The 25,785-nt window shown below is 61.1% G+C and carries 27 protein-coding genes; 7 read left to right on the forward strand and 20 right to left on the reverse strand.

Features of this window, described 5'->3' with window-relative positions; genetic code table 11:
- Positions 1 to 14 precede the first annotated feature (14 nt).
- The 5 genes from ACLH0H_RS21935 to ACLH0H_RS21955 form a co-directional block, all read right to left on the reverse strand.
- Complete coding sequence (locus ACLH0H_RS21935; protein ID WP_411379594.1) at positions 15 to 1,004, reverse strand: ABC transporter ATP-binding protein; 990 nt, start codon at positions 1,002 to 1,004, stop codon at positions 15 to 17.
- The gene (locus ACLH0H_RS21940; RefSeq protein ID WP_076954759.1) at positions 1,001 to 1,801 is read right to left on the reverse strand and encodes an ABC transporter permease; all 801 of its coding nucleotides are present in this window, start codon (positions 1,799 to 1,801) and stop codon (positions 1,001 to 1,003) included. Before ACLH0H_RS21940 ends, ACLH0H_RS21935 begins: the two co-directional genes overlap by 4 nt.
- Positions 1,788 to 2,624 carry an ABC transporter permease gene (locus ACLH0H_RS21945; protein ID WP_076954758.1) on the reverse strand — a complete coding sequence of 279 codons (837 nt, stop codon included), beginning with the start codon at positions 2,622 to 2,624 and terminating at the stop codon, positions 1,788 to 1,790. Before ACLH0H_RS21945 ends, ACLH0H_RS21940 begins: the two co-directional genes overlap by 14 nt.
- On the reverse strand, positions 2,621 to 3,427 hold the full coding sequence (locus tag ACLH0H_RS21950) for an alkaline phosphatase family protein (protein WP_411379595.1): 807 nt from the start codon (positions 3,425 to 3,427) through the stop codon (positions 2,621 to 2,623). Before ACLH0H_RS21950 ends, ACLH0H_RS21945 begins: the two co-directional genes overlap by 4 nt.
- Positions 3,428 to 3,606: 179 nt before the next feature.
- Positions 3,607 to 4,683, reverse strand: a complete 1,077-nt coding sequence (locus tag ACLH0H_RS21955) for an ABC transporter substrate-binding protein (RefSeq protein WP_411379596.1) — start codon at positions 4,681 to 4,683, stop codon at positions 3,607 to 3,609.
- 347 nt (positions 4,684 to 5,030) lie between these two features.
- Here ACLH0H_RS21955 and ACLH0H_RS21960 point away from each other — a divergent pair, with 347 nt between their 5' ends.
- Positions 5,031 to 5,744, forward strand: coding sequence for a UTRA domain-containing protein (locus tag ACLH0H_RS21960; RefSeq protein WP_411379597.1), 714 nt, complete (start codon positions 5,031 to 5,033; stop codon positions 5,742 to 5,744).
- Between the two features lie 135 nt (positions 5,745 to 5,879).
- Here ACLH0H_RS21960 and ACLH0H_RS21965 read toward each other — a convergent pair whose 3' ends face one another.
- From ACLH0H_RS21965 to ACLH0H_RS22000, 8 genes are read right to left on the reverse strand one after another with little or no spacing between them, the layout of a single operon-like run.
- Complete coding sequence (locus ACLH0H_RS21965) at positions 5,880 to 6,833, reverse strand: metal ABC transporter solute-binding protein, Zn/Mn family (RefSeq protein ID WP_411382445.1); 954 nt, start codon at positions 6,831 to 6,833, stop codon at positions 5,880 to 5,882.
- A complete protein-coding gene (locus ACLH0H_RS21970; RefSeq protein ID WP_049709157.1) occupies positions 6,833 to 7,732 on the reverse strand; it encodes a metal ABC transporter permease in 900 nt (299 codons plus the stop codon). The genes ACLH0H_RS21965 and ACLH0H_RS21970 overlap by 1 nt, the downstream gene beginning before the upstream one ends.
- Positions 7,729 to 8,475, reverse strand: coding sequence for a metal ABC transporter ATP-binding protein (locus ACLH0H_RS21975; RefSeq protein WP_411379598.1), 747 nt, complete (start codon positions 8,473 to 8,475; stop codon positions 7,729 to 7,731). The genes ACLH0H_RS21970 and ACLH0H_RS21975 overlap by 4 nt, the downstream gene beginning before the upstream one ends.
- A complete protein-coding gene (locus ACLH0H_RS21980; RefSeq protein WP_411379599.1) occupies positions 8,472 to 9,392 on the reverse strand; it encodes a metal ABC transporter substrate-binding protein in 921 nt (306 codons plus the stop codon). Before ACLH0H_RS21980 ends, ACLH0H_RS21975 begins: the two co-directional genes overlap by 4 nt.
- A 19-nt stretch (positions 9,393 to 9,411) precedes the next feature.
- Positions 9,412 to 9,972 (reverse strand): DUF6162 family protein, encoded by a 561-nt coding sequence (locus ACLH0H_RS21985; protein ID WP_411379600.1) that lies wholly within the window; start codon positions 9,970 to 9,972, stop codon positions 9,412 to 9,414.
- Entirely contained in the window at positions 9,969 to 10,298 is a 330-nt protein-coding gene (locus tag ACLH0H_RS21990; RefSeq protein ID WP_411379601.1) for a hypothetical protein, read from the reverse strand. The genes ACLH0H_RS21985 and ACLH0H_RS21990 overlap by 4 nt, the downstream gene beginning before the upstream one ends.
- Positions 10,295 to 10,831 (reverse strand): thiamine pyrophosphate-binding protein, encoded by a 537-nt coding sequence (locus ACLH0H_RS21995; RefSeq protein WP_411379602.1) that lies wholly within the window; start codon positions 10,829 to 10,831, stop codon positions 10,295 to 10,297. Before ACLH0H_RS21995 ends, ACLH0H_RS21990 begins: the two co-directional genes overlap by 4 nt.
- Positions 10,828 to 12,030 (reverse strand): PepSY-associated TM helix domain-containing protein, encoded by a 1,203-nt coding sequence (locus ACLH0H_RS22000; protein WP_411379603.1) that lies wholly within the window; start codon positions 12,028 to 12,030, stop codon positions 10,828 to 10,830. The genes ACLH0H_RS21995 and ACLH0H_RS22000 overlap by 4 nt, the downstream gene beginning before the upstream one ends.
- Positions 12,031 to 12,319: 289 nt before the next feature.
- On the opposite strand from ACLH0H_RS22000, the gene leuC reads away from it, so the two are divergent.
- Positions 12,320 to 13,738: a 3-isopropylmalate dehydratase large subunit gene (gene leuC, locus ACLH0H_RS22005; protein ID WP_411379604.1), complete on the forward strand. Its 1,419-nt coding sequence runs from the start codon at positions 12,320 to 12,322 to the stop codon at positions 13,736 to 13,738.
- Entirely contained in the window at positions 13,735 to 14,349 is a 615-nt protein-coding gene (gene leuD / locus ACLH0H_RS22010) for a 3-isopropylmalate dehydratase small subunit (RefSeq protein WP_411379605.1), read from the forward strand. The genes leuC and leuD overlap by 4 nt, the downstream gene beginning before the upstream one ends.
- Before the next feature lie 149 nt (positions 14,350 to 14,498).
- On the opposite strand, the gene ACLH0H_RS22015 is transcribed toward leuD, so the two are convergent.
- The 4 genes from ACLH0H_RS22015 to soxR form a co-directional block, all read right to left on the reverse strand.
- Positions 14,499 to 15,413, reverse strand: a complete 915-nt coding sequence (locus ACLH0H_RS22015; RefSeq protein ID WP_411379606.1) for a LysR substrate-binding domain-containing protein — start codon at positions 15,411 to 15,413, stop codon at positions 14,499 to 14,501.
- A gap of 78 nt (positions 15,414 to 15,491) precedes the next feature.
- Positions 15,492 to 16,796: a dicarboxylate/amino acid:cation symporter gene (locus ACLH0H_RS22020; protein ID WP_411379607.1), complete on the reverse strand. Its 1,305-nt coding sequence runs from the start codon at positions 16,794 to 16,796 to the stop codon at positions 15,492 to 15,494.
- A gap of 109 nt (positions 16,797 to 16,905) precedes the next feature.
- Positions 16,906 to 17,781, reverse strand: coding sequence for an alpha/beta fold hydrolase (locus ACLH0H_RS22025; protein WP_411379608.1), 876 nt, complete (start codon positions 17,779 to 17,781; stop codon positions 16,906 to 16,908).
- Positions 17,782 to 17,908: 127 nt separating this feature from the next.
- On the reverse strand, positions 17,909 to 18,358 hold the full coding sequence (soxR, locus tag ACLH0H_RS22030) for a redox-sensitive transcriptional activator SoxR (protein WP_411379609.1): 450 nt from the start codon (positions 18,356 to 18,358) through the stop codon (positions 17,909 to 17,911).
- A 101-nt stretch (positions 18,359 to 18,459) separates the two neighbouring features.
- Between soxR and ACLH0H_RS22035 the strand changes: the two genes are divergently transcribed.
- On the forward strand, positions 18,460 to 18,825 hold the full coding sequence (locus tag ACLH0H_RS22035; RefSeq protein ID WP_411379610.1) for an antibiotic biosynthesis monooxygenase: 366 nt from the start codon (positions 18,460 to 18,462) through the stop codon (positions 18,823 to 18,825).
- On the opposite strand, the gene ACLH0H_RS22040 is transcribed toward ACLH0H_RS22035, so the two are convergent.
- Positions 18,814 to 19,917, reverse strand: coding sequence for a sigma-54 interaction domain-containing protein (locus ACLH0H_RS22040; RefSeq protein WP_186694462.1), 1,104 nt, complete (start codon positions 19,915 to 19,917; stop codon positions 18,814 to 18,816). The two genes, ACLH0H_RS22035 and ACLH0H_RS22040, sit on opposite strands and share 12 nt — an antisense overlap.
- Positions 19,918 to 20,190: 273 nt before the next feature.
- On the opposite strand from ACLH0H_RS22040, the gene ACLH0H_RS22045 reads away from it, so the two are divergent.
- The 3 genes from ACLH0H_RS22045 (at position 20,191) to ACLH0H_RS22055 (ending at position 23,711) form a co-directional block, all read left to right on the forward strand.
- Positions 20,191 to 20,460 carry a hypothetical protein gene (locus ACLH0H_RS22045; RefSeq protein WP_411379611.1) on the forward strand — a complete coding sequence of 90 codons (270 nt, stop codon included), beginning with the start codon at positions 20,191 to 20,193 and terminating at the stop codon, positions 20,458 to 20,460.
- Positions 20,461 to 20,692: 232 nt separating this feature from the next.
- Positions 20,693 to 21,853 carry a cysteine desulfurase family protein gene (locus tag ACLH0H_RS22050; protein ID WP_411379612.1) on the forward strand — a complete coding sequence of 387 codons (1,161 nt, stop codon included), beginning with the start codon at positions 20,693 to 20,695 and terminating at the stop codon, positions 21,851 to 21,853.
- Positions 21,854 to 21,902: 49 nt separating this feature from the next.
- Entirely contained in the window at positions 21,903 to 23,711 is a 1,809-nt protein-coding gene (locus ACLH0H_RS22055; protein WP_411379613.1) for an aminopeptidase P family protein, read from the forward strand.
- Between the two features lie 62 nt (positions 23,712 to 23,773).
- On the opposite strand, the gene ACLH0H_RS22060 is transcribed toward ACLH0H_RS22055, so the two are convergent.
- Positions 23,774 to 24,055, reverse strand: coding sequence for a hypothetical protein (locus ACLH0H_RS22060; protein ID WP_411379614.1), 282 nt, complete (start codon positions 24,053 to 24,055; stop codon positions 23,774 to 23,776).
- 163 nt (positions 24,056 to 24,218) lie between these two features.
- On the reverse strand, positions 24,219 to 25,106 hold the full coding sequence (gene rhtA, locus ACLH0H_RS22065; RefSeq protein ID WP_411379615.1) for a threonine/homoserine exporter RhtA: 888 nt from the start codon (positions 25,104 to 25,106) through the stop codon (positions 24,219 to 24,221).
- Positions 25,107 to 25,785 lie beyond the last annotated feature (679 nt).

The raw sequence follows: 25,785 nt of genomic DNA on the forward strand, positions 1-25,785 counted from the left end.
AAATAAACGTTGCGTCAGGCTACTTCACACAGGGCGCTCGGGTCGATGGAAAGTGCCAGGCGCTGTCCGTTGGGGTGCAGGTCGTCGGCCGAGCGGTTGAGTACGTCCACCACCAGTTCAACGCCGCGCGCTTCGATGCGGTAGCGAATCACGTTGCCCAACAGGCTGTGGCTGCGCACCAGCGCGTCCAGTTCGCCCTCGCGGCTCAGCTCGATGGCCTCCGGGCGAATGGCAATTCGCCCTTTGATTGGCCGTTGCAGCAACTGACTGGCCTTGTCGGCATCGAGCAGGTTGTAGTTGCCGATAAACCCGGCGGCAAATACATCCACCGGCGCGGTATAGAGGGTTTCGGCATCGCCGCTCTGCACGATCTTGCCCTGGTTCATCAAAAAGATGCGGTCGGACATGGTCAGGGCTTCTTCCTGGTCATGGGTCACGAAGATCGTGGTCAGCCCCAGCTCGCGCTGGATCTGGCGAATCTGCTCGCGCAAGTGCTTGCGAATCCGCGCATCCAGCGCCGACAGCGGCTCATCCAGCAACAGCAGGCGCGGACGGGTCACCAGTGAGCGGGCGAGGGCGACACGCTGGCACTGTCCGCCGGACATCTGGTGCGGATAGCGGCCGGCCAGGTATTTGAGCTCCACCAGTTGCAGCACTTGCTGCACGCGCTTGTGGCTGTCGTCGGCGTTGACATTTTGCATGCGCAGGCCGAAGGCGACGTTCTGTTCCACGGTCATGTTGGGAAACAGCGCGTAACTCTGGAACACCATGCCGATATGCCGTTTCTGCGGGCTCAGCGGCACGATGTCCTGGCCATCCAGCAGGATTTTCCCGCTGTCTACCGAGGTCAGCCCGGCGATGCAGCGCAGCAGCGTGGACTTGCCACAGCCGGACGGGCCAAGCAGGGTGACGAACTCACCCTTGGCGACCTCGCAGTTGATATCGCTGAACACCGGGGTGTCGGCGTAGCTTTTTTGCAGGTGTTGGACGCTGACGAAGCTCATTGGCTTTTGTCCTTGTTCAAGATGTTGGCGGCCCAGGTCAGCACCAGCACAAAGAAGAAATAGGAAATCACGACGGCGCTGGTGAAGTGGCCGCTGCTGTTGCGCATGTTGTTCAGGTACACCTGCAGGGTTTCGTAGCGGGTGCCGACCAGGATATTGGCAAACACAAACTCACCGAACAGAAACGAGAACGACAGCAGCAGCGCGACCATCAGGCCTTTGCGCAGGTTCGGCAGCACCACCAGGATCGCCGCCTGCCAGGTGCTGGCGCCGAGCAATTGCGAGGCGTCCATCAGGTCGCGCAGGTTGATGGCTTGCAGGTTGTTGGTAATCGCCCGGTACATGAACGGCAAGGCCACGGTGAAGTAGCAGCCGATCAGGATCCACGGCGTGCCGACCATCGCCATCGGCCCCGAACCATAGAGTTGCAGCAGGCCCACCGACGACACCACCGGCGGCACTGCAAAAGGCAGCAGGATCAGGATGTTCATCAGCGCGTCGAGCCTGGGGAAGTGGTAATGCACCACGAACAGCAGCGGCAGGATCAGCACCACCGACAGGATCAGCGCGCCGACGCACACCAGCAAGGATTGCCCGAAGGCCATCAGGAAGCGCGGGTCGCTCCACAGCTGTATGTACCACTTCAGGGTAAAGCCGGCCGGCAGGATGGTCGCCGACCAGCTGCTGGCAATCGAGTAGACAAAGGTGCCTACCAGGGGCAGCACCAGGATTGCAAACAACACGTACACCACGACCCGATGGTAGAGCGAGGCCGGGCCGGCTTCAGCGCGAGACATGGTAGCTCCTCTTGAGCAGCAGTTGATGGACCACAGTGACCACGGTCATCAGGGCCACCAGCACCACGGCCAGGGCGCTGGCCAGGTTCGGGTCAAGGGACACGTCGCCGGACACCAGCCCCGCGATGCGGATCGGCAGCACGTTGAAGTTGCCGGTGGTCAAGGCGTAGACCGTTGCATAGGCGCCCAAGGCATTGGCCAGCAGAATCACGAAAGTCCCCAGCAGCGCCGGAGTGAGCACCGGCAGGCCGATATGCCGCCAGAACTGCCAGCCATTGGCGCCGAGCAGGGCGGCGGACTCGCGCCAGTCTTCGCGCAGCGCATCGAAGGCCGGGTACAACAGCAACACGCCCAGCGGAATCTGGAAGTAGGTATAGAGAATGATCAAGCCGGTCTTGGAGTACAGGTTGAAGTCCTGAATGATCCCCGCCTGCTTGAGCATGATGGTGATGCTGCCATTGAAGCCCAGCAGGATGATGAACGCGAACGCCAGGGGCACGCCGGCAAAGTTGCTGGTCATGTTGGCGAACGCGGTGACGAAGTTGCGCAGCGGCGAATCCACGCGCCGCAGGGAGTAGCTGCCCAGCGTGGCGATAATGATGCCGAAGACGCTGGAGTAGAAGCTGATCTCCAGACTGAATTGGATGGCTTGCAGGTAAAACTTCGAGCTGAAGATGCGTACGAAGTTTTCCACGCCCCAGCCGGCTTCTTCGGTTTGCAGGCTGTTGATCAGCACCCACACCAGCGGTGCGATTTCGAACACGATAAAGAACAGTGCGAAAGGCACCAGGCACAGCAGCGCCAGCCATTTGCCGCGGTTCATTTCAGCAGCTCCCGGCACACAGGTTTGTCGTGGGGCACGCCCAGCAGCTCGCAGACGGTGCCGCAGAGTTCGGTCTGTTTCGGCGCGGCGTTGGGGTCCAGGCTGAAGGCATCACCGAGCACGAACAGCGGCACTTCGCGTTCTTCCGGCAGCAGGCCGTTGTGGGAGCGGTCGTTGTTCATGCCGTGGTCGGCGGTTATCAGCACCTGGTAGCCGGCGTCGAGCCAGGCTTGCAGGTAATCGGCCAGGATGATGTCGGCCGAGCGTGCGCTGTTGCGGTACTGCGGGGTGTCGAGGCCGTGCTTGTGGCCGGCGTCGTCGATGTTCATCGGGTGCACCAGCAAAAAGTGCGGCGCGTGCTTGAGGCGCAGACTTTCGGCATCGGCGAACAGGTGGGAATCGGGGTAGTGGTCATTCCAGTAGAAATGCCCGTGCTGGATCGCCAACGCCTTGTCGTCGGTATGACGGTCGCGGGCGGCGAGAAAGGGCGTGCGGTTATACAACTCGCTGACCCAGTGATAAGCCGCCGCCGCCGTGGTAAGGCCTGCGTCGGTGGCGTAATGGAAAACGCTGCGCTGGTTGGACAGGCGCGAGACGTTGTTATGCACGATGCCGCTTCGGATCGGAGGCACGCCGGTCAGGATGCATTCATACAGCGGGCGGGACAGGGCGGGCAGTTCACATTCCAGTGTGTAGAGGGCTGCGCGTCCTGCGCCGACATAGGCCTGCAAGTGCCCCATGGCGAGCCTCGCAACCTCGAAATTCAGGCCGTCGAGCACGACAAGGATGACAGTGTGCTTCATGGGGGCTGGCGCTCCGCAACAGTAGGCTTGACTCAAATTCTCTGGCACAACCGGGTCAAAATGTGGGAGCTGGCTTGCCTGCGATGGCGGTGCATCAGTCGACACGGAGGTTGAACGTCAGACCGCTATCGCAGGCAAGCCAGCTCCCACACTGACTGCATTTCAGGCCGGGAACCTGATTACTTCATCTCCACAATGACCTGCTCGTTCCACAACTGCGGCAGCTTCTTGGACGTCGCTTCCCAGGCGTCGGCATCCTTGATCGGCTGCGGGTTAGCCTTGGTGTATTGCTCGCCGGGGATCAGATTCTTGGCGATATCGGCCGGCAGCTTCAGGTCGGTTTCGGCGCGGATCGGACGTGCATTGCCCTTCGCCAGGTTGAGCTGGCCGGCATCGCTGAAGATGTATTCGCGGGTCAGCTTGGCGGCATTCGGGTGCTTGGCATACTTGTTGATGATGGTGGTGTAGCCGGATTTCACCGAGCCATCCGATGGGATCAGCACCACGTAGTCATCCGGGTTGGCCATCTTGGCCTTGTAGCTCAGGCCGTTGAAGTCCCAGACGATACCCACTTCGACTTCGCCTTTTTCCAGGGTCGCGATGGTCGGGTTGGACAGCCCGAGACGGCCTTGCTGGGCGATCTTGGTGAAGAACTGCAGGCCAGGGGCGATGTTCTTCTCGTCGCCTTTATTGGCAATGGCCGCCGCGAGCACGGCGTTGGAGGCCTGGGCCGCAGTGCTTACGTCACCCACGGAGACTTTGTATTTGCCGGTTTGCAGATCCGCCCAACTGGTAGGGACTTCGGAGCCGTGCAGCAGCTTCTTGTTGACGATAAACGCGATGGTACCGGTGTAGGCCAGGGCCCAATGACCGTCCTTGTCTTTTGCCCAATCCGGCACCGAAGCCCAAGTGGACGGTTTGTAAGGCTGGGTCACCTCCTGCTTCACCGCGATCGGGCCGAATGCTGCGCCCACGTCACCGATATCGGCGCTGGCGTTGTCTTTTTCGGCCTTGAACTTGGCGATTTCCTGGGCCGAGCTCATGTCGGTGTCCATGTGCTTGAGGCCGTATTTGGAGGCGAGGTCTTCCCAGGTGCCTTTCCAGTTGGCCCAGTCATCGGGCATGCCGACGCTGTTGACGGCGCCTTCCGCTTTCGCGGCGGCTTCCAAGGTTTTTAGATCGGTATCAGCGGCCATGGCGGCGGTGCACATGGCAATGGTCGAGCCTAACAGTGATGCCAGGAAAAGCTGTTTCATCCGAAGCTCCTTTGGGCGTTTTCAACGCGGCGTTTATTCAGGCGGTGTTGTTGGTCTAGGTCAGAGCAATACCTGAGCCAATCTAGACGGGATGGATGACAGTTTCATGTCGATGTCGTTTTCAAAGCAGTGAAGTCGTTAAGCGCAGACTCAGCGTAGACCATGCTCAACGGCCCGCAGGTATTGGACTTGGCCGATGTATTGCAGCGTGTGCTGTCGGGGCTCGGCAGGGGTTGTCATCTGTCGGTCATCTGCAGTGCCTAGGCTGGGGCATAGCAGTGCAAGCCCAGTTACGGCGCGGTTTGTGCACCTGATCGGTGCTGGTCTAGTCCAGATAGGTAACATTGATGCGTGATGAGGCAATCAAGGCGGTGACATCCATTGGCCTGGCGCTGCAGGAGCAGATCGACCACGGTTTGCTGCCGCCCGCCAGCAAATTGCCCGCCGAGCGCAAGCTCAGCGAGTTGTTTGGTACCACCCGGATTACCGTGCGGGAAGCCTTGTTACAACTTGAGGCCCAGGGGCAGATCTACCGTGAGGAACGTCGCGGCTGGTTTGTCTCGCCGCCACGGCTGGCCTACAACCTGATGCAACGCAGCCACTTCCACGCGATGGTGAGTGACCAGGGGCGTGTGGCGTCCACTGAAGTGATCAGTGCGCGGCTGCAGCCGGCTTCGGCGGCGGTATGTGCATGGTTGCAGTTGCCGGCGCTGTCCAGCGTGATCCAGATCTGCCGGGGCCGGCGCATTGATGGGCGTTTAGTGTTGTATGTGGAGCACTACCTGAACCCGCAGTATTTTCCCGAAATCCTGGGCTGTGATTTGAATCAGTCGATGACCGAGCTGTATGCGCGCAAGTACGACTTGCACTATGGGCGGGTGCGCTTCGAGATCGTGCCGACGTCACTGCCGGTGGAGGCGGCGGCCGCGTTGCGTGTGTCGGTGGGTAGTCCTGGCTTGCGGATAGCCCGGGTCAACTATGACCAGCACCAGCGGTTGATCGACTGCGATCTGGAGTTCTGGCGGCATGATGCGATTCATGTGGGTGTGGATGTGATTTAACAGCATTTACTAGATGTGCCGAGGCCCAATGTGGGAGCTGGCTTGCCTGCGATGCGGGCGCCTCGGTACATCAGGTACACCGAGTCGATGCCATCGCAGCGGTGCGGCGATCCGACAAGCCCGCTCCTACATTGCCTACGGCATCAGCGCCTTGATCACCTGATCCACATTGGTTTCCAGCTCTGTCACAGGCGTCGCACCGTCCACATTCAATACCAGCAACTGCGCACCACCGGCGGTGACAGCGGCTTTCACCGCCTCACTTGGTTGCCGATGATGCAGCACCACCGCGACATCGTTGTCCTTTAGCTCGGTACTGAGCTTCTGCAGCGCCTCGTGCGTCCAATCGGCATCCGGTCGCGCATCGGTGCTGACCAGTTCCAGGTTCAAACTGCTGACCAGGTACGCAAAGTGATCACTCAAGCTGAGCACGCTCAGGTTATCCGCCTTGGCCAGGCGCGCCTCGCTATCGGCGGTGAGTTTGAGCAGGCGCTGCTTGAGGGCGGCGAGGTTGGCGTCGATCTTCGGCTTGGCGGCGGGCGCCAGGCGGCTCAGGTCAGCCGCCAGCACGTCGGCCATGCGCCCCATGTTGTTGCTCGATTGCCAGGGCTGGCTGTTCAAGCCATCGCTGACGCCTGGCTGCACTGCGATGCCCGGCAAACCGCCGTCCACCGGGCGCGCGGCGTCGACTTCAACAATGCGGATATTGCTGCGTCGCGCCACCGGGTACAGCGGATCATCGGCCCACAACGAGCGCAGGCCGATGGCGGCGTCGGCGTCCACTGCCAACGTGCTCAACGCCGGCGCACCCCGCCCGGTGAAGTAGGACACCTGCCGCGAACCGGGCAGGTTGGCCGGCGCGGCGCGCTCAAGTTGGACATCGGTGTCTTTGAGCAGCACCTCGGCCAGGCCGTAGGTGATCGGCAGCGACGCCAGGACCTTCACCGGTTTTACCGACTTGGCCTTGCTCAGTGCGGCGTGGCCCAGCCCCTGATGGATCTTGAGGGGCTCTGAACCTTCGACAGCCAGTGCCGAGGTGCTGATCAAGCAAGCGATGGCCAGGGCCAATGGTCCAATTGCAGGGTGCATCATCCAAGATTTCCTTTGAGGCTGGGCACCGTGCCGCGCGCGATGGCGGCCAGTGCGAAGGCAATACCGGCAACCAGAATGATCGCGGCGCCGGACGGGATGGGCAGGTCGAAGATGATCGGCAGCAGGATCCCACACAGGGTACTGACCGTTGCAATCACCACCGACACCCAGAAAAATCCTTTGAGCGACTGGCTCAACAGGCGCGCCGCCGCGGCTGGAATCACCAGCAACGCACCCACCAGGATCGCGCCGATGACCTTGACCGCCGCGACAGTAATCAGCGTCACCAGAATCACGAACAGGTAGTCCAGGGTCTTCACCGCCACCCCACGCACCGCCGCCAGTTGCGGGTTGAAGCTGGCTAGCATGATGCGGTTGTACAGCGGCAATGCCAGCGCCATCACCAGCGAACCGACGATTGCCAGCACCAGCAGGTCGTTGCCGTTGACGGTCAACACTGAGCCAAACAGCACGTTTTCGAGGATATGCACGTTGATCTTGCCCGCCAGGATCAGCAGCAGGCTCGCCCCCAGCGCAAGCGACACCGACAGGAACACGCCGATCAAGGTGTCCGGCGCCAGGCCGGTGCGGTTGCGCAAGTAGTTAAGCAGGATGCCGAACAGCAGGCAGTAACCGAACAGGCTGCCATAGGGCCCGGTGTAGGGTTCGCCCAACAGGATGCCCACGGCCACGCCGGTCAGCGCGGCATGGCCGACCGCTTCGGAAAAAAACGCGAAACGCTTGACCACTACCAGGGTTCCCAAGCCGCCCAGCACGGGGCCGATCAGCAAGCCGGCGAGCAAGGCATTGACCACGAAACCATAGGCCAGCGCCTCCGGCAGGTAACCGGAAGAGGCCCAGCCCTGGACCATCAAGCGAAAGGCTTCATAACTCATTGCGCCGAGCTCCGAGGGTGGGTGGAGAACAACGTCAGCAGGCGATCCGGGGTCAGTGCGTCTTTGGGCGTGGCATCGAACAGCACGCGGCGGTTCAGGCCCGTGACGCGGTCGGCCAGGCGGCCCACGGCTTCCAGGTCGTGCTCGATCCACAATACGGTGATCCCGGCCAGTCGCCAGTCACTCAGCAAGCGTTCGAACACCTGGATACCGGCTTCGTCCAGCGCCGACATGGGTTCATCCAGCACCAGCAACTGCGGCGCCGGGATCAGCCCCTGGGCCAGCAGCACGCGCTGGCGTTCGCCGCCGGACAGCGCGCCCATGCGCCGCTTGCGTTTGTCCTGCATGCCGACGCGCTCCAGCGCCTCACCGATCGCGCCGGCGTAATGCCTGGACAGGCCAAGAAACGCCGGACGCCGCTGGCACATGGCAGCCATGAAGTCATCGACGGTCATCGGCAAGCCACGGTCGAATTCCAGGGCCTGGGGCACATAACCTATGGTGCCGGGCGTGGTTGGCCAATGCAGGCTCAGCCGTCCCTGATGCGGCGTTTGCCCCAGCAGCGTCTTGATCAGCGAGCTTTTCCCGCCACCGTTGGGGCCCACCAGCGCATGGATGCTGCCCGGCTGCACCTGGAAACTCACCTGGTCGAGGATCACCGTGCGACCCAGGGTCAGCGACACGTTGTCGAATGCCAGGGTCGGCCCCACGCTGACCGCCTGCAGTTGTTGCGCTGCCGTCATGCTCCCGACTCCTGGATCGCCCGCACCACGGTGTTGAGGTTGCCGGTCATTTCCACTTCGTATTTTTCGGCGCTGTATTCGCCGTAGGAAATATGCGACAGCGGATACAGCTTGACCCCGGACTCACGCTGGATGGTATCGACATAGGTGGACGGGAAATCCATCTCCGAGAAGATCACCTTGACGTCCAGGGCGCGCAGTTCGTCGATGGTTTTCTTCAACTGGCTGGGGCTGGGCTCGATCCCGTGGGCCGGTTCGACCACGGCGGTAACCTCCAGGCCGAACTCACGCAGCAGGTAGTCGTAGGCCGCATGCACGGTGGCCACGCGCAGGTCCGGGTTGGGGGCGCTGGTCAACTTGGCCAGGGCATCGGCGCGCATCTGGCGCAGGCGTTTGCCATAGGCGCGGGCGTTCTGGGTGTAGGTCTTGGCGTTGTCCGGGTCGAGCTTGCCCAGTTCGCGGGCGATGTTGTTGACCTGGGCAATCGATGCGCTGATCGACAGGAATGTATGCGGGTTGACCACCTTGCCCGCGCCGCGCGCGGCGTTACCGGTGGCGGCCAGCAGCGGCACGTTGGCGTTGGCCTCGATGACCGGGATGTCCGGGCGTTCGCTGGTGGCGATCATGCGGTCGGCGAAATCGTCATGGCCGACGCCGTTGAGCACGATCACGTCCAGGGTGCCGATGCGCTTGATGTCTTCGGCGCGCGGCTCGTAGGCATGTGGGTTGAAACCGGCCGGAATCAGCGGCACCACTTCAGCCTTGTCGCCGACGATATTGGCCACGTAACTGTAGTAAGGATGCAAGGTGATGCCGATGCGCAGGCGTTTGGCCTCTTCGGCATTGGCCAGGGGAGCGAACATCAGGCTGAACAGGCCAGCCAACAACAGGCGCAACAGGGGAGATGAAATAGACATGGGCAATCGGTCTTCTCGTTCAGTGACGGTGCTGGCGGGTGACGCCGGCATCAAATTGCGCGACCACCTGCCGCCAGCCGGCTGCGATCAGCGCCTGGTCAGTGAGGTCGGAGGGGGCGGCCAGGTTGGCCTGGCGATTGAGCCAGATATCCGGCTCGGCACCGTGCACGCGCATGAGCAGCGAGCCACTGGTGGCGGGCGCCTGGCTCAAGCCCAGGTAAGCGGAGGGGGCCAGCAGTTGCCAGCGATGATCGCCACGGCTGACCGAACTGGCGTCCTTGGCAAATGGCGCGAAGCCTTCCTCGGCCAGTTGCGCAGGGGTTGGCAGCGCGCTTTGCTCCTGCTGCAACAGCTGGATTTCATCCAGGGTCACGCGCAGGTCGGCGTAAATGCCTTGCTCGGCGGCGCTCAGGTCGCGTCGGGCGTCCAGCTGGTGGCTGGGCACGGCCGCGACCTCCCGGGTTTCTCCGTGCAAGGCCACCACCGTGCCGGCCACCGCGAGGATGATCAGGCACAGCAGCAAGACGTAGAGGGTTTCGTGACCGGCACCGGCGGGGCGCACAACCTGGGTGGTCGTCATTGCGGCTGGATATCCGCTTGGTCGATTTCCACGACGTGGCCGGGGCCTGCATCGAACAGCACGTAGAATTCGGCGGACGGTTTCTTGAACGTCAGTGTCGAGTCCTCGCCAAGCTTGCCGGGCATCAGGATGGTTTCGTCGTAGCCGATCACGTCCAGGGTCACGCCGGGCGCGCCGCTGCCGTCGGAGAAGCCGCCTTTGCACTGGATCTGCTCGCCGGGGATTTCCTTGCATTCGCACATCGGGTTGTGGGCGAAGACAACGGTACTTAAGCCGGTGCCGATCAGTAGTACGGCTGCGGCGCGGGTCAGGCGCTTCAACGTCATGGTTTAACTCCTTGCTTGTTCAGCCAGGCAATAGTGGCAGGCGAGGCCTGGCTCAACGGGATGGAACCCTGGTGCATGGTGCCGTCCCAGCCTTCCATGGTCACCCACAGTTCGGCGTCGGCCGGCGTGCGCTCCGGAATCGGCAGGCCCGCGCCCATGCGGTATGGCGTGCCGAAGAAGATCACCCCGGCGGCGCGCAGGCTGCGCGGCTTGCCAATGCGCAGATAGGTGGCCTTGACCTGGTCGGCACAGGTGTCGCACAGGGCCGCGTTGAAAAACTTCATTGGGCCGGCAGGGTCGGGACGCGGGCCTTCATTGCGAAATTCCGCGAGGGTCAGGCTCCAGGGCCCGACCTGCACCTGGCCGGCCACGCGCTCGCCGATGCCGGTATCGCCACGAAACAGCGCGGCATCGGCGAAGTACTTGGGCATGAAGCCCAGGGGGACCAGCAGCAACAGTACATTGATGTGAAAACGCCATTTCAGCCAGAACGCCCGCAGCGGCGAAGGCTTTGCAGCAGCGGCCTTGGTCATGGGTTGGCCTCCGAGGTTTCTGCCCGCATCGCCGGGATGGACGCCGGCGTGTGTTGTGCCTTGGTTTCGCGCTTGAAGGCGTTGAGCGTGGCCAGTGCGGTGCGCTTGGTCCAGATCAGCAGGCCGCTCAACACCATCATGCTCATGATCAGCCCGAAGAACGCCCAGATCAGCTTGATCCACAGGCCGCCAAAGTCGCCGGTGTGCAGCGGGCGCATGGATTCGGTAACGAACTCCAGCTTGGAGCGGTCGGACAGCAGGTGCGCCGCGGCGACTTCACCGTCATAGGGGTTGATCTGTGCGGTCTGGAACATCAAGGGGTACCAGCCCCGCCCGGCGATCTGCAGGTGGCTGTAGGCGTTGAGCGGCAGGCTGATGAAACTCGCCTCCAGGCCCGGGATGCGCTGGGTGGCGATCTTGATGGCCTCGTCCACCGCAATCATCGGCGCCGGCACGCCCGGCGCCGACAGGGGCACCTTCTCCCGAGCGATCACCGGGATGACGGGTTCGGTTGAGATCGAGATCTGGTTGTCGCCCAGGATTGCCCGGATCAGGAACCAGATGCCGGTGACGGAAATCACCGCGATAAACCAGATCGACCAGATGCCGCTCAAACGGTGGAAATCGCCCCAGAAGATCCGCGCGCCATGGCGCACGCGCAAGGTAGGGCGCAGGAAGCCCTTCCAGAAACGCTTGTACACCACCAGACCGGTCACCAGCGATGCCAGCAGCGGTATGCCGAGCGCCGAGACCAGGTACCAGCCCCAGCTGTAGCCACTGGTAAAGGGCACCAGCCACCAGCCGTGCAGGGCGCGGGTAAATGCCTTGAAGTCGAATGACGGGCTGATGCCCTGAATCGCCCCGGTGTAGGGGTTGACGTAGACCTCGACGGAACGCCCGTCGGGGTAGCTGAGGTCGACACTGAGGGCGAAATGGGACTCGTCGGGACGACGGATCGACTGGACGAACACCTGGGGTTCATCGCGCTTGATTGCGGTGATTACTTGGTCGTAGCTCAGCGGTTCGGCGTCCTGCGTCGGTTTGCTCGCACGGATATCCGGGTTGGCCAGCCAGACGATCTCCTGGCTGACGACCGCCAGAGTGCCGGTGACGCACACGATCAGTACGAAGAACCAGATGGGCAATGCCAGCCAGCTATGGACGAGAAACCAGAGTTTGGAGCGTGACTTCTTCGACATGTGAATGAGGGTCTTGATCGGAGGAGGGCAGTGCAGGCCCGGAAAAGGCCAGTCGTAGCTTTTGCTGACGCGACGGGCTGTATCTAAGTTAAGACGGATGAGAATGAGAAATCCCTAACCCAGATATGAAAGAAAATGTTTCAGGTTCACATTCAGGGTGCTTTAACGCCCCAATCGAACACGAAACATGTTTCAAGTCATCACCCAAGCGCCATTGATGGTGCCGGGGCGCTACGTAGGATGGGCTCGTACCTTCGAGCGAACGCCTACACAAGTGAGTCCAGCAAAGATGACTGCCAGAACCCTCTACGACAAACACATCGATTCCCACACGGTGTGTTCCCTGGATGATCAGGGCCATGTCCTGCTTTATATAGACCGCCAGGTCATCAACGAATACACCAGCCCTCAGGCCTTCAGCGGTTTGCGTGAGGCCGGGCGCAACGTGTGGCGCCCGGGTACGGCGTTGGCCGTGGTTGACCATGTGAACCCCACCACGCCCAAGCGTATTGCGGCCATGCCCGATGCCGGTGGGGCGCGGCAAGTGTCATACCTGGCCGAGAACTGCCGGGACTTCGGCATCGAGCTGCTGGACATCCTCGACAAGCGTCAAGGCATTGAGCATGTGATCGCGCCGGAACAGGGCTTTATCCTGCCGGGCATGGTGATCGCCGCCGGCGACAGCCACACCACCACCTACGGCGCCCTCGGGGCCTTTGGTTTTGGCATTGGTACTTCGGAAATTGAACACCTGCTGGCCTCCCAGACCCTGGTCTACAAGCGTCTGAAGACCTTGCGCGTAAGCGTGGATGGCGACCTGGCGCCCGGCCTGACGTCCAAGGACGTGATCATGGCGCTGATCCGCAAGATCGGCGCCTCGGGTGCAACCGGCTACGCCATTGAGTTTCGCGGCTCGACCATTGATGCGCTGAGCGTCGAGGCGCGCATGACTATCTGCAACATGGCGGTGGAGGCCGGTGCGCGCGGCGCGTTCATGGCCCCCGACGAAAAAGTCTTCGCCTACCTCAAGGGCAAGCCGCGCGCGCCCAAAGGCGAGCAGTGGGACCAGGCGCTGGCAAGCTGGCGCCAGTTGCATTCGGACGCCGAGGCGGTGTTCGACCGGGAGGTGCAGCTCGACGCCAGCCTGCTGGAGCCCATGGTCACGTGGGGCACCAGCCCCGATCAGGCCGCGGCCATCGGTGCCCGCGTGCCCGACCCGCAGGATGTCAGTGACCCGATCCTGCGCCAGGACATGCGCCGCGCCCTCGATTACATGGGCCTGGAAGCCGGCATGCCGCTGAGCGATATCGTTATCAGCCATGCGTTCATCGGCTCCTGCACCAACGCCCGCATCGAAGACCTGCGCGACGCCGCCAGCGTGGTGCGCGGCAGGCGCGTGGCCGAGCACGTACGGGCGATGATCGTGCCGGGTTCCACTGAGGTGCGCGACCAGGCCGAGGCCGAAGGGTTGGCGGCGATTTTTATCGACGCCGGTTTTGAATGGCGCCAGTCGGGCTGCTCGATGTGCCTGGCGATGAACGACGACGTACTGGCGGCCGGCGACCGCTGCGCCTCCAGCACCAACCGCAACTTCGAAGGCCGCCAGGGCGCGGGGGCGCGCACTCACCTGATGAGCCCCGCGATGGTCGCCGCGGCGGCCATTGCCGGGCGGCTTACTGATATCCGCCAATTTGGAGAGCGCCCATGAGCCTGCTACCGTTCACCCAGGTCACCGGCAAGGCCGCGCCGATGCTGGCGGCCAATATCGACACCGACGTGATCATGCCCAAGCAGTTTCTCAAGGGCATCGACCGCAGCGGCCTGGACCGTGGGTTGTTCTTTGACCTGCGCTTCCTGGCGTCCGGCGAGCCGAACCCCGCGTTCGTGCTGAACCAGCCGGCCTGGCAGGGTGCGAAGTTCATGGTGGTAGGGCCGAATTTCGGCTGCGGTTCCAGCCGTGAGCACGCGGTGTGGGGCTTGAAGCAGATGGGTATCCGCGCGTTGATCGGCAGCAGTTTTGCCGGGATTTTCTATGACAACTGCCAACGAAACGGGGTGTTGTTGATCACCTTGGACGAGGCTGTGTTGCAGCAGTTGGGCAAGACCGTCAGCCAGGCTGAGCAGGCTCAGATCAGTATCGATCTTGAAGCCCAGCAGATTCGTTTGGCGGGCGGGCAGGTGATCCCGTTCCAGATCGACACCTTGCGCAAAACCGCGCTGCTGCTTGGCCTGGACGCCATCGGCAGCACGTTGCAGCGCAGCGAGCAGATCAAAGCGTTCGAACGCCAGCACCTCCAGGCGAACCCCTGGCTCAGCTGACACACTGCGGTTCAAATTGTGGGAGCAGGCAAGCCATAATGCCAGTCAGTTAAGCGTACATCGCCCTCGCTCCTACAAAAAACCTTAACTGACTGGCATTAAGGCAAGCCAGCTCCCACATTGGAACCCATTCCAAATCGGGAGCGATGCTAGATCGACAACCCCTTGAAATGCTCCTGCAGAAACTCCACACACGCCCTCAGCTTTCCGGAATACGCCAACCGTGTCGGGTACACCGCCCACACGTTGGCGCTCTGGGTATAACCATGCAGCACCTGAACCAGCTTGCCCTGTTCCAGCAGCGGCTTCACATCCCACATCGAACGCAGTAATACCCCGCGCCCATCCAGTGCCCATTGCAACACGATCTCGCCGTTGTTCGACGACAGCGGCCCTCGTACGCGCACGCTTTGCACAGCACCGTCGTGTTCCAGGTTCCAGATGCCAAACGCGTTATCGCGCTCCTTGAGCACCAGGCAGTCGTGTTGCTCCAGGTCGCTCAGTTGCTGCGGTGTGCCTCGGCGCTCCAGATACACCGGCGCGGCGCACAGCACGCGACGGTTGCTCACCAGCCGGCGGCCGATGTGCTGGCCGGGGATGTCGTCGCCCACGCGGATCTCCAGGTCGAAACCTTCGCTGACGATATCCACCACACGATCGAACAGGTCCAGGCGGATTTCCAGGTCCGGGTACTGTTGCGCCAGTAACGACACGGCGGGGGCCACATGGTTGCGTCCGAAACCGAAGCTGCTGCACAGGTGCAAACGGCCGCGCGGGCTGTCATGGGCGTCGCTGAGTTCATCGGAAAGTTGTTGGAAATCTTCCAGGATACGCACCGCCCAGCGCTGCACCCGTTCGCCGTCTTCGGTCAGGGCGATGCGCCGACTGGTGCGGTGCAACAAGCGGGTGGCCAGGGTGGTTTCGAGGATCTGGATGCGCTTGCTGACATACGCCGGCGACAGGCCGAGTTCATCGGCGGCCGCTGCGAAGCCGGCCTTGCGGATCACGGTCAGGAACACCCGCAGGTCTTCGGGTAGGGGCACGGTATCTTTCTTGTGAGTCATCGGGAGCAGGCATGGCGGCATGAGCCGCCAGAATAGCACCGGATCGGCGCGCCTTCCGGCGCGCCTGGGCGTATTCGGTTACTCGGCAACGGTCTTTGCCTGGGCAGCGGCCCGGGCATGCCGGCCGTGCTTGAGCGCGATGGGCGCCATTTTTTCGCGGTCCAGTTCACCCTCCCAGGCCGCGACCACCAGGGCGGCGACGGCGTTGCCGATGATATTGGTCAGCGAGCGGCATTCAGCCATGAACCGGTCCACGCCCAGAATCAACACCATCGCCGCCACCGGCACGGTCGGCACCACTGCCAGGCTCGCCGCCAGGGCCACGAAGCCCGCGCCCACCACCGCACCCGCACCCTTGGACGTCAGCATGGCCACCGCCAACAACGTCAACTGCTGCTCCAGCGGCAAGTGGATATTGGTGGCCTGGGCCAGGAACAGCACCGCCAGGGTCATATAGATGTTGGTACCGTCCAGATTGAACGTATAGCCGGTCGGCACCACGATGCCCACCACGCCCTTGGAGGCACCCAGGCTTTCGAGTTTCTGGATCAATTGCGGCAACGCCGACTCCGACGAACTGGTGCCCAGCACGATCAACAGCTCCGACTTGATATAGCCCATCAACTTGAAAATGCTGAACCCGGCATACCGGGCAATGCTGCCCAACACCACTGCGACAAAGAAGAACGCAGTGATGTAGAAGGTGGCCACCAGTTTCAGCAGCGGCAGCAACGAGCCCACCCCGTATTTACCGATGGTGAACGCGATGGCGCCAAAGGCGCCGATCGGCGCCACCCGGCTGATGATGCCGACAATCCGGAAGAACACTTCGCTCGCCTGGTTGATCACACCCACCAGCGGCCGGCCCTTTTCACCGACCATCACCAGGCCGACGCCAAACAGCACGGAGACGAACAGCACCGGCAGGATCTCACCCTTGGAGAACGCATCGAAGAACGTCGCGGGGATCACATGCAACAGGAACCCGGTGATGCCTTCGCCATGTTCGGCCTGGCCGACGAAACCGGCGATGGCGGAGCTGTCCAGGGTTTTGACATCGATGTTGAAGCCCACCCCAGGATGCAGCAGGTGCGCCGCGAGAATCCCGATCAATAAGGCGATGGTCGAGACCACTTCGAAGTACAGCAGCGCCTTGCCGCCGACCCGGCCCACTTGTTTTACATCGTGCATGCTGGTGATGCCGGAGACCACCGTGCAGAAAATGATCGGGCCGATGATCATCTTGATCAACTTGATGAAGCCGTCGCCTAGGGGCTTGAGGTCGATGCCGATCTGCGGCCATTGATGGCCGATCAACACACCCAGTGCGATAGCGATCAGCACCTGTACGTACAGGGTTCCCAGCAATTTTCTGATTGTCATTGTTATTATCTCGAGACGTTATGTTGGGCAAAGCGAACCCGTCGCAGGCCGGTGGCAGCCTGCGAGGCGGGTGGGTCGGGTCATGGGTTGCCTGGTTTGGAAAGCGGGCTCAGCGAAGGAAGGCCAGGACTTCTCCAAGCAACAACTCGGGGGCTTCTTCGGCAATGTAGTGGCCGGCCGGCAGGGCCTTGCCGCGCACGTAGGTGGCGACTTTCTGCCATTCCTTGAGCGGCTCGAAACAGCGGCCTACGGTGCCTTCGGCGCCCCACATCACCAGCAACGGCAAGGTCAAGTGATGGCCTGCGTCGATGTTTGCCTGGTCGTGTTGAAGGTCGATTCCGGCAGCGGCGCGGTAGTCCTCACAGATACCGGTGGCGCTGCCCGGCAGTTTCAGACAGCGCAGGTATTCGGCGAAGGCCTCATCGGTGAATGGCTTGAGCCCGGCGCTGCGGCTGCCCATCACGCTGCGCAGGTACAGCTCAGGGTTACCTTCGATCAAGGCTTCCGGCAGCGGCGCCGGGCGGATCAGGAAGAACCAGTGCCAGTAAGCGCGGGCAAAGGCTTCGTCGGTTTGCGCATACATCGACAGGGTGGGGGCAATATCCAGCAACACCATACGTTGCACTGCGCCCGGGTGGTCCAGGGCCAGGCGATGGGCCACGCGGGCGCCACGGTCGTGAGCCAGGACAGAGAACTGCTCGAAGCCCAAGGCCTTCATCAGTTCGACGCCGTCGCGGGCCATCTCCCGCTTTGAATAGTTTGTGTGGTGGTCATTGGCGGGCGGCCTGCTGCTATCGCCATAGCCGCGCAGGTCGGCTGCCACCACGGTGAAGTGTTCAGCCAGTTGTTCGGCGACTTTGTGCCAGATGATGTGGGTTTGCGGGTGCCCGTGCAGCAGGAGCAGACCGGGACCTGTACCGCCTTTGCGGTAACTGATGCTGACGCCATTGACGTGGCACTGGTCTTTTTGGAATCCGGCGAACATGGAATGACTCCTTGTGATGAGTGCTTGCATCCTGGAATCACGCGGCGTTCGGGGCAAGGGTAAAAACGTGGAGGGGTTGTTCATGAAGTGTGTAGGAGCCCCACCGTATTGTTGCTTCGCCATCACTTCAAGGTGCAGGAGTGGGCTCAAGCAATTGAGCCCCTGGCCCGCGTTCACCGAGCTGATCATCCTGATTGCGCAGCGGGCACGCCTCCATCGACAAGCATCCGCAGCCGATACAGCCATTGAGTTTGTCGCGCAGCAGTATCAGCTTGTTGATGCGTTCATCCAGATCTTCGCGCCACAACGCCGACAAACGCTTCCAATCCTGAGCAGTGGGCGTGCGTCCGTCCGGCAGCGCGCGCAACGCCTCGCCAATGGTCGCCAGCGGAATGCCCAGACGTTGGGCGATCTTGATCACCACCACGCGGCGCAACACATCCCGTGGATAACGCCGTTGGTTACCCGCGTTGCGATTGCCCTTGATCAGCCCCTTGGCCTCGTAGAAGTGCAGGGCCGTCACGGCTACGCCACTGCGAGCGGCCAATTGGCCGACGCTGAGTTCTTTGGTAATCATGCAAAAGTTCCCTGACAGCGCTTGACCTTGACTTAACTAGAGGTTTTACCCTGCGTGGCATCGAATCGCAAGATTCTGCCTACAGAGAAAGGGGAGTGTTCATGCAGGTATCAGAGAAGAATCGCAGCTTCACTCAGTTGATCGAGTTTCAGATCGAACCCCGGCAACAAGTCGCCCTGGTGGCTGCCTTGACCCTCCAGAGCGAACGCTTGGCCCAGAGCCATCGCGGTTTTATCAACGCGAGCGTGCAGGTCAGCGAAGATAGACGCCGTGTGCTCAACTACCTGCAGTGGCGCACGCGCGAAGAGGGCGAGGCAGCCTTCAAGTGCTTCGAGCACGGCGAGGAAGATTTCTGGACCCTGATTCGCGCCCATCAGGCCACGGCCGTGACTTTTGGTTCGTTCCAGGTACTGCGCAGCTTCGAACGCAGTCATGACGACGCGTTGCACTGCCGCCTAAACGGATAAATGCAACATACGCTCGCCTTGCAGGTTTTCGCCGGGGCGACGCTTGTTAACCGCCAGCTCGCCGATCTTGATCAGGCGGGTGCGCGTGACGTTGCGGCTCAAACCCAGCAGGTTGGCGGTGTGCACCTGGTTGTAGTGGCTGAAGCGATAGGCTGCGCGTAATAAGGCGTCTTCGACTTTTTCGTGCAGGGCCCCGGCCTGTTCCTCGAACAGTTTCTGGAACGCCCGGGCAAGCAACGCTTCGGCGCTGTTGTCGGCGGCGTGCTGGCTGTCGTCCTGACGCTCGATGCGCAGGTTCGACAGGCGCAAGTCGTCACGTTCGATCACACCGTGACGGCAAATCAGCAGGGTGTGGTGAATCACGTTTTCCAGCTCGCGGATGTTGCCCGGCCAGCTGTAGTGTTTGAGTTTATGCTCGGCCTCGCGGCTGATGGTGATCGGGCCATAGCCCAGGCGCCGGCTGTAGGCTTCGATAAAGTGCCGGGTCAGCGGCAGAATATCGCCGGGGCGCTCGCGCAGCGGGCTGAGCTCCAGGCTCACCACGTCGAGACGGTAATAGAGGTCTTCGCGAAAATGCCCGGCATTGATGGCTTTTTCCAGTTGCACGTTGGTGGCGGCAAGCACCCGCACATCAATCGGGATGCTCTTGCGCGAACCCAGGCGCACGACTTCGCGCTCCTGTAGCACACGCAGCAGCTTGACCTGGATCGGCATTGGCAAATCGCCGATCTCATCGAGGAACAAGGTGCCGCCGTCGGCCTCTTCGAACCACCCGGCCTTGGCACTGAGGGCGCCGGTGAACGCGCCTTTCTCATGGCCGAACAGCTCGGCTTCCACCAGGGATTCGGAGAAGGCCCCGCAGTTCACTGCCACGAACGGCCGGTTGCGCCGCGCGCTGAGGTTATGGATGTGGCGCGCCACCAACTCTTTACCGGTGCCTGTCTCGCCGATGATCAGTACGCTGGCTTCGCTGGGGGCCACCTGCTGGATATGGTCGAGCAGCGCCTGGGATTTCGGGTCTTCGAAGACCTGGGCCGTGGCGCGGATCGACGTCGCGAGGGCGGGCGAGGGCGGTAGGGTCAAAAGCTGCATGGGCACCTCTCTGTCAATCTGGCTGGTGATGTGTTCAATGGCTGTTGCCGGGGCAACAGCCCCGGTGGGTGCAGCGCCCTTTATAGAGACTTATGGTTATTCCGTAAATGAACGTATTTCCATATTTATATATCATAAAGAAATATATGCGCGGCACTATCAAGGGTGCCCGTGCGGTTGATAGCAACTATCACGGGAGGTGATTTTTCACTCTGCCAGGTCGGGAGTAGCCTGTGTTCATTGACTCGACACCACCTTCGCAGGGCCACCGCCATGAACCGATTCCTCGCTGTTTGCTTATTGATTGTCAGCTCCGTGCTCGCCGGGTGTGCGACCCACCCATCGCCGGAATTGCGCCCCTACACGGCCGAAGAAACCAAACAGTTGGCGCTGGAAGCGTTGAGCCGGCGTGGTTTGTCATTTGATGAATATCAACAGCAGCGCGCCGCACTGACCGGCCAGCCACGCAAGCCTTTCGGTTTTGATCGCCAGGGTGAAATGAACGCCGAGCGCAGCGTGACCCTGCAGGGCCGTCCCAGTTGAGCCTGCGCTCAGTGGCAAAAAGCCCGAGGCTTCCCAGAGGAACCTCGGGCTTTTTGTTTTCCATGGCGCGACTTCAGCCTGTTAAGCTGAATTTAAGGAGCGTTCCTACGCACATTTTCATAAAGTTGCCCTTCTTTAATGGCATTCGATCAGTTAAACCTGACAACCTCTGTCCCGGTCCGTGCCCCTGAGACGCTGCTCTCGGGAACCTGCCCTGCGAGTTTTTAACCTTATGAAGAAACGTCCGTTATATTTCGACTACGCCGCTACTACCCCGGTGGACGAGCGGGTCATCCAGGTGATGGTCGAGTGTCTGGGGTTCAACGCCAATTTCGGTAATCCCGCGTCCAGTTCCCATGCGTTCGGCCAAGCGGCCCGGCAAACGGTTGAACAGGCGCGTCGCCAGGTGGCCGAGTTGGTCGGTGCCAACCCTGAATACATCGTCTGGACCTCCGGCGCCACGGAGTCGAATAACCTTGCGATCAAGGGCGTGGCCCAGGCGCGAGGCGTGGCCGGTGGGCATATCATCACCAGCCAGATCGAACACAAAGCCACGCTGGATACCGCGCGGCAATTGCAGGAAGCCGGCGTGGCCGTCACCTACCTGGTGCCGGGCGCGGACGGGTTGATCAGCGTCGAGGCGGTCAGCGAGGCGTTGCGTGAGGACACCTTTCTGGTGTCGCTGATGTTGGTGAATAACGAACTGGGCACCCTCAACGATATCCCTGCCATCGGCGCGCGGGTGCGTGAGCAGGGGGCGTTGTTGCATGTGGATGCGGCGCAAGGCGCGGGCAAGGTGGCGATCGACCTGGCGCAGTGGCCGGTGGATTTGATGTCGTTTTCCGCACATAAGCTGTATGGCCCCAAAGGCATCGGCGCTTTATATGTCGGGCCGCGGGCGCAGCAGAAAGTCCTGGCGCAGATCCACGGGGGAGGCCACGAAGGCGGCCTGCGCTCCGGCACCTTGGCGACCCACCAGATTGCCGGCATGGGCACGGCGTTTGCCCTGGCGGCCGCATCGTTTGCTGAAGAAAAGGCGCGGATTGTGGCCTTGCGTCAGCGTCTGTTGGATCAGTTGGCATCGGTTCCCGGTGTGCGCCTCAACGGCAGCGCTACGCAACGTATCCCGCACACCCTGAGCCTCACGTTCGGCGAAGGCGAGTTCAATTCTGCGACTCTGAGTGCCGGTATAGCGTTTTCTGCGACCTCGGCGTGCAATTCGGCGAGCAATGCACCGTCCCACGTGCTGCTCGCCCTTGGGCATGATGCGCGCAGCGCCGGCCGTACCATTCGCTTGAGCCTGGGCCGGTATACCACCGAGCAAGATATCGACCAGGCCGTGCAATTGATCAAGGCGGCCCTCGCCAGCGCACCGGCGTTCTGGGCGGTCTGATTCATCTATCGCAACACATAATAATTAGTCGTGGTTAGCAGGAGACACAATGAGTACGCAGCCTTTGACCCATGGAACGGTTCCCCAGCGCCTGGCGCGCACCCGTGAACTGATGCGCCGCGAGGGCATATACGCCCTGCTGGTACCGTCGGCCGACCCACACTTGTCCGAATATTTGCCGGGGTACTGGCAGGGGCGGCAATGGTTGTCGGGGTTCCATGGTTCGGTGGGAACGCTGATTGTCACCGCGGATTTCGCCGGGGTATGGGCCGACAGTCGTTACTGGGAACAGGCGACCAAGGAACTCAAGGGCAGCGGCATCGAACTGGTGAAGCTGCAACCGGGCCAGCCAGGTCCGCTGGAATGGCTGGCCGAGCAAACGCCGGAAGGTGGCGTAGTGGCGGTTGATGGTGCGGTCATGGCCGTGGCCTCCGCGCGAACGTTGGGTGGCAAGCTGGCGGAGCGCGGTGCACGGTTGCGTATCGATATCGACCTGCTGGATGAGGTCTGGGAAGGCCGTCCTACGCTGCCTGACCAGCCCATCTATCAGCACTTGCCACCGCAGGCCACGGTCAGCCGTACTGAAAAACTCGCTTCGTTGCGCGCCGCCTTGAAAGAAAAGAATGCCGATTGGCACTTCATCGCCACCCTGGATGACATCGCCTGGCTGTTCAACCTGCGCGGCGCTGATGTTTCGTTCAACCCGGTATTTGTGTCGTTTGCGCTGATCAGTCAGCAGCAGGCCACGTTATTTGTAGCGCTGAGCAAAGTCGATGCCGAGCTGCGGGCTGTGCTGGAGCGGGATGGCGTGACACTGCGCGACTACAGCGAAGTGGCGGACGCGCTGCGCGCGGTGCCGTCGGGCGTGAGCTTGCAGGTCGACCCGGCTCGCGTCACCGCGGGGTTGCTGGAAAACCTCGATAGCGGTGTGAAGCTGGTGGAAGGGCTCAACCCGACCACGCTGGCCAAATCGCGCAAGAGCCTGGCCGATGCGGAGCACATCCGCCACGCCATGGAACAGGACGGCGCGGCCTTGTGCGAATTCTTCGCCTGGCTGGACAGTGCGTTGGGTCGCGAACGCATTACCGAATTGACGATCGACGAGCACTTGACGGCTGCGCGTGCCCGTCGCCCGGGTTATGTGTCGTTGAGTTTCAACACCATTGCTGCTTACAACGCCAACGGTGCGATGCCGCATTACCACGCTACCGAAGAAGAGCATGCGCTGATCGAAGGCGATGGCTTGCTGCTGATTGACTCGGGCGGGCAGTACCTGGGTGGCACCACGGATATCACGCGGATGGTGCCGATCGGTACGCCAAGTGAGGAGCAAAAGCGTGACTGCACCCGTGTGCTCAAGGGCGTTATTGCCTTGTCCCGTGCGCATTTCCCGAAAGGAATCCTGTCACCGCTGCTGGACGCGATTGCCCGCGCGCCGATCTGGGCCGAAGGCGTGGACTACGGGCACGGTACCGGGCACGGCGTAGGCTATTTCCTTAACGTGCATGAGGGGCCGCAAGTGATCGCCTATCAGGCTGCCACTGCCGCGCAAACGGCGATGCAACCGGGGATGATCACTTCCATTGAGCCCGGAACTTATCGTCCTGGACGCTGGGGCGTGCGCATCGAAAACCTGGTGCTGAACCGCGAAGCCGGCAAGACCGAGTTCGGCGAGTTCCTCAGGTTTGAAACGCTGACCCTGTGCCCGATCGACACCCGCTGCCTGGAACCTTCGTTGCTCACGGCCGACGAGCGTGAATGGTTCAACGCGTACCACGCCCAAGTCCGCGAGCGCTTGAGCCCAATGCTCAGCGGTGCGGCACTTGAGTGGCTGCAGGTTCGTACTGCGGCTATTTGATTGCTTGCAAGGCGGGTGTCTGGAGTTTCGATATGAGCAGTCAGGGATGACTGCTCGGACACTTACTTACAGATGATGATCATGCTGCGGCTGGTATAGCCGGCAGGGTTGAGGCCGAAGGGGTAGTCGCCGGGTTCTTCGGAGTTGTCACCGGACTTTGCGATTACCCGGTAGCCCTTGGCACCGCACGAGTTGGTCGCACTGGTGTAGCACTGCTCCCAGGAAGAAGACAGGCCGGAGCAATTGATATGCAGCCCTTTTTTGCCACGTTTTACTTCTGTTTTGGTGGTCGCAGCACATCCAGCAATGGCGATGACCATTAACAGTATCAAAATTCGCTTCATTCCTTTCCTTAATAGCCGCCTCGCAAAGAGTGAAGCCGGCTCTGCTCGCTCTCGGGTGTAGCGTTAGCGCAGTCCTTGCTGAAATTCTCCATAATGGCAGTCGTTTGCGGTTTAAACATGGCCTAAATAGACGCCAAATGCCAGAGCTACGTTCAAACAGAACTCAATCGGCTGGAACCAACGGTTTCGACTCTTTGGGCATCGTCACCGTGGCACCTACCGAGGCCAGGATGATGCAGATGATTGCCATCCATTGCGCTAGAAACAGGCGCTCGTGCAGGAAGAACAGGCCCGAGAGGGCGCCGAAAGCCGGTTCGATGCTCATGAGCGTACCGAAGGTGCGGGCGGGGAGGCGTGTCAAGGCGACCATTTCCAGGGTGTAGGGCAGGGCGGTAGAAAGGATGGCGACAGCGATGGCGACCGGGATCAAGGCGGGTGTCAGCAAGGCGCTGCCCGCATGGACGACGCCGACAGGCGCGACAAACAAGGCGGCGATCATCACGCCAAGGGCGGCGGTTTGGACGCCGTTGTCATTGCCAGCCTTCTGCCCATACAGGATATAGAGTGCCCAGCAGACACCCGCCCCCAGAGCGTACGATGCGCCCACCAAGTCGATGCCGCTGCTGGTTTCGCCCATGGGAATGAGCAGGAGCAAGCCGATGATCGCGAGGGTGATCCACAGGAAATCCACCACTCGACGTGAAGCGTAGAGCGCTACGGCAAGCGGCCCGGTGAATTCGAGGGCAACCGCGATACCCAAGGGGACACTGCGCAGGGACATATAGAAGAGCAAATTCATGCCGCCCAGTGCCATCCCGTAGATGATCACCGTGCGCAGGGAGCTGGCAGTCAGCCTGGCCCGCCAGGGGCGCAATAGAAGCAGCATGATCACGCTGGCGAAAATCAGGCGCAGGGCTGTGGTGCCCTGGGCGCCCACGATGGGGAACATGCTTTTGGCCAGGGAGGCGCCCGACTGGATTGAAGCCATGGCGATCAGCAGCAGGCCCACAGGGAACAATGTCGAACCCAGGCTGCGGGGGGAGGTGGTCATTGGGGTCTTTATCCGAAGTCATATAAAGAGATGCGTGGGCGCTATGATGCTTAACTGTTCAGTAATGAGCAATATAGTGCTCAATTATTCGTTTCGACAGCTAATAGGCCGTGAATTTGGAGGTTTACGAGCCAGTTGATGGAAAAACCAAATTAAGGGTTGACGGCAGATTCTGGAAGTCTATAATTCGCCCCACTTCCGGCGCAGTCGAAACGGAAAACTCCTTGATAAACAAAGGGTTATGCGAGATTCGACAGCGACAGGCTTCAGTTCATCGAAGCCCAGAAGGAGTTGGTAGAGCGGTTTTGTCTGGCTCTATTAACGTTTCGATCTTCTCGGTCGAAAGCGGATAAAAAGAGGTGTTGACAGCAGCGTGTAACGCTGTAGAATTCGCCTCCCGCTAACGAGAGATCGGAAGCGCAAGTGGTTGAAGTTGTTGAAGAATTCTTCGAAAACTTCTGAAAATAATCACTTGACAGCAAATGAGGCTGCTGTAGAATGCGCGCCTCGGTTGAGACGAAAGATCTTAACCAACCGCTCTTTAACAACTGAATCAAGCAATTCGTGTGGGTGCTTGTGGAGTCAGACTGATAGTCAACAAGATTATCAGCATCACAAGTTACTCCGCGAGAAATCAAAGATGTAACCAACGATTGCTGAGCCAAGTTTAGGGTTTCTT

Origin of the sequence: Pseudomonas sp. MPB26 (assembly GCF_046605355.1) — a bacterium.
Taxonomy (GTDB): domain Bacteria; phylum Pseudomonadota; class Gammaproteobacteria; order Pseudomonadales; family Pseudomonadaceae; genus Aquipseudomonas; species Aquipseudomonas cedrina.

What these genes read in the sequence shown, in the direction of transcription:
- ACLH0H_RS21935 (WP_411379594.1), bottom strand. Translation starts at nt 1,004, where the DNA reads ATGAGCTTCGTCAGCGTCCAACACCTGCAAAAAAGCTACGCCGACACC.
- ACLH0H_RS21940 (WP_076954759.1), bottom strand. Translation starts at nt 1,801, where the DNA reads ATGTCTCGCGCTGAAGCCGGCCCGGCCTCGCTCTACCATCGGGTCGTG.
- ACLH0H_RS21945 (WP_076954758.1), bottom strand. Translation starts at nt 2,624, where the DNA reads ATGAACCGCGGCAAATGGCTGGCGCTGCTGTGCCTGGTGCCTTTCGCA.
- ACLH0H_RS21950 (WP_411379595.1), bottom strand. Translation starts at nt 3,427, where the DNA reads ATGAAGCACACTGTCATCCTTGTCGTGCTCGACGGCCTGAATTTCGAG.
- ACLH0H_RS21955 (WP_411379596.1), bottom strand. Translation starts at nt 4,683, where the DNA reads ATGAAACAGCTTTTCCTGGCATCACTGTTAGGCTCGACCATTGCCATG.
- ACLH0H_RS21960 (WP_411379597.1), top strand. Translation starts at nt 5,031, where the DNA reads ATGCGTGATGAGGCAATCAAGGCGGTGACATCCATTGGCCTGGCGCTG.
- ACLH0H_RS21965 (WP_411382445.1), bottom strand. Translation starts at nt 6,833, where the DNA reads ATGCACCCTGCAATTGGACCATTGGCCCTGGCCATCGCTTGCTTGATC.
- ACLH0H_RS21970 (WP_049709157.1), bottom strand. Translation starts at nt 7,732, where the DNA reads ATGAGTTATGAAGCCTTTCGCTTGATGGTCCAGGGCTGGGCCTCTTCC.
- ACLH0H_RS21975 (WP_411379598.1), bottom strand. Translation starts at nt 8,475, where the DNA reads ATGACGGCAGCGCAACAACTGCAGGCGGTCAGCGTGGGGCCGACCCTG.
- ACLH0H_RS21980 (WP_411379599.1), bottom strand. Translation starts at nt 9,392, where the DNA reads ATGTCTATTTCATCTCCCCTGTTGCGCCTGTTGTTGGCTGGCCTGTTC.
- ACLH0H_RS21985 (WP_411379600.1), bottom strand. Translation starts at nt 9,972, where the DNA reads ATGACGACCACCCAGGTTGTGCGCCCCGCCGGTGCCGGTCACGAAACC.
- ACLH0H_RS21990 (WP_411379601.1), bottom strand. Translation starts at nt 10,298, where the DNA reads ATGACGTTGAAGCGCCTGACCCGCGCCGCAGCCGTACTACTGATCGGC.
- ACLH0H_RS21995 (WP_411379602.1), bottom strand. Translation starts at nt 10,831, where the DNA reads ATGACCAAGGCCGCTGCTGCAAAGCCTTCGCCGCTGCGGGCGTTCTGG.
- ACLH0H_RS22000 (WP_411379603.1), bottom strand. Translation starts at nt 12,030, where the DNA reads ATGTCGAAGAAGTCACGCTCCAAACTCTGGTTTCTCGTCCATAGCTGG.
- leuC (WP_411379604.1), top strand. Translation starts at nt 12,320, where the DNA reads ATGACTGCCAGAACCCTCTACGACAAACACATCGATTCCCACACGGTG.
- leuD (WP_411379605.1), top strand. Translation starts at nt 13,735, where the DNA reads ATGAGCCTGCTACCGTTCACCCAGGTCACCGGCAAGGCCGCGCCGATG.
- ACLH0H_RS22015 (WP_411379606.1), bottom strand. Translation starts at nt 15,413, where the DNA reads ATGACTCACAAGAAAGATACCGTGCCCCTACCCGAAGACCTGCGGGTG.
- ACLH0H_RS22020 (WP_411379607.1), bottom strand. Translation starts at nt 16,796, where the DNA reads ATGACAATCAGAAAATTGCTGGGAACCCTGTACGTACAGGTGCTGATC.
- ACLH0H_RS22025 (WP_411379608.1), bottom strand. Translation starts at nt 17,781, where the DNA reads ATGTTCGCCGGATTCCAAAAAGACCAGTGCCACGTCAATGGCGTCAGC.
- soxR (WP_411379609.1), bottom strand. Translation starts at nt 18,358, where the DNA reads ATGATTACCAAAGAACTCAGCGTCGGCCAATTGGCCGCTCGCAGTGGC.
- ACLH0H_RS22035 (WP_411379610.1), top strand. Translation starts at nt 18,460, where the DNA reads ATGCAGGTATCAGAGAAGAATCGCAGCTTCACTCAGTTGATCGAGTTT.
- ACLH0H_RS22040 (WP_186694462.1), bottom strand. Translation starts at nt 19,917, where the DNA reads ATGCAGCTTTTGACCCTACCGCCCTCGCCCGCCCTCGCGACGTCGATC.
- ACLH0H_RS22045 (WP_411379611.1), top strand. Translation starts at nt 20,191, where the DNA reads ATGAACCGATTCCTCGCTGTTTGCTTATTGATTGTCAGCTCCGTGCTC.
- ACLH0H_RS22050 (WP_411379612.1), top strand. Translation starts at nt 20,693, where the DNA reads ATGAAGAAACGTCCGTTATATTTCGACTACGCCGCTACTACCCCGGTG.
- ACLH0H_RS22055 (WP_411379613.1), top strand. Translation starts at nt 21,903, where the DNA reads ATGAGTACGCAGCCTTTGACCCATGGAACGGTTCCCCAGCGCCTGGCG.
- ACLH0H_RS22060 (WP_411379614.1), bottom strand. Translation starts at nt 24,055, where the DNA reads ATGAAGCGAATTTTGATACTGTTAATGGTCATCGCCATTGCTGGATGT.
- rhtA (WP_411379615.1), bottom strand. Translation starts at nt 25,106, where the DNA reads ATGACCACCTCCCCCCGCAGCCTGGGTTCGACATTGTTCCCTGTGGGC.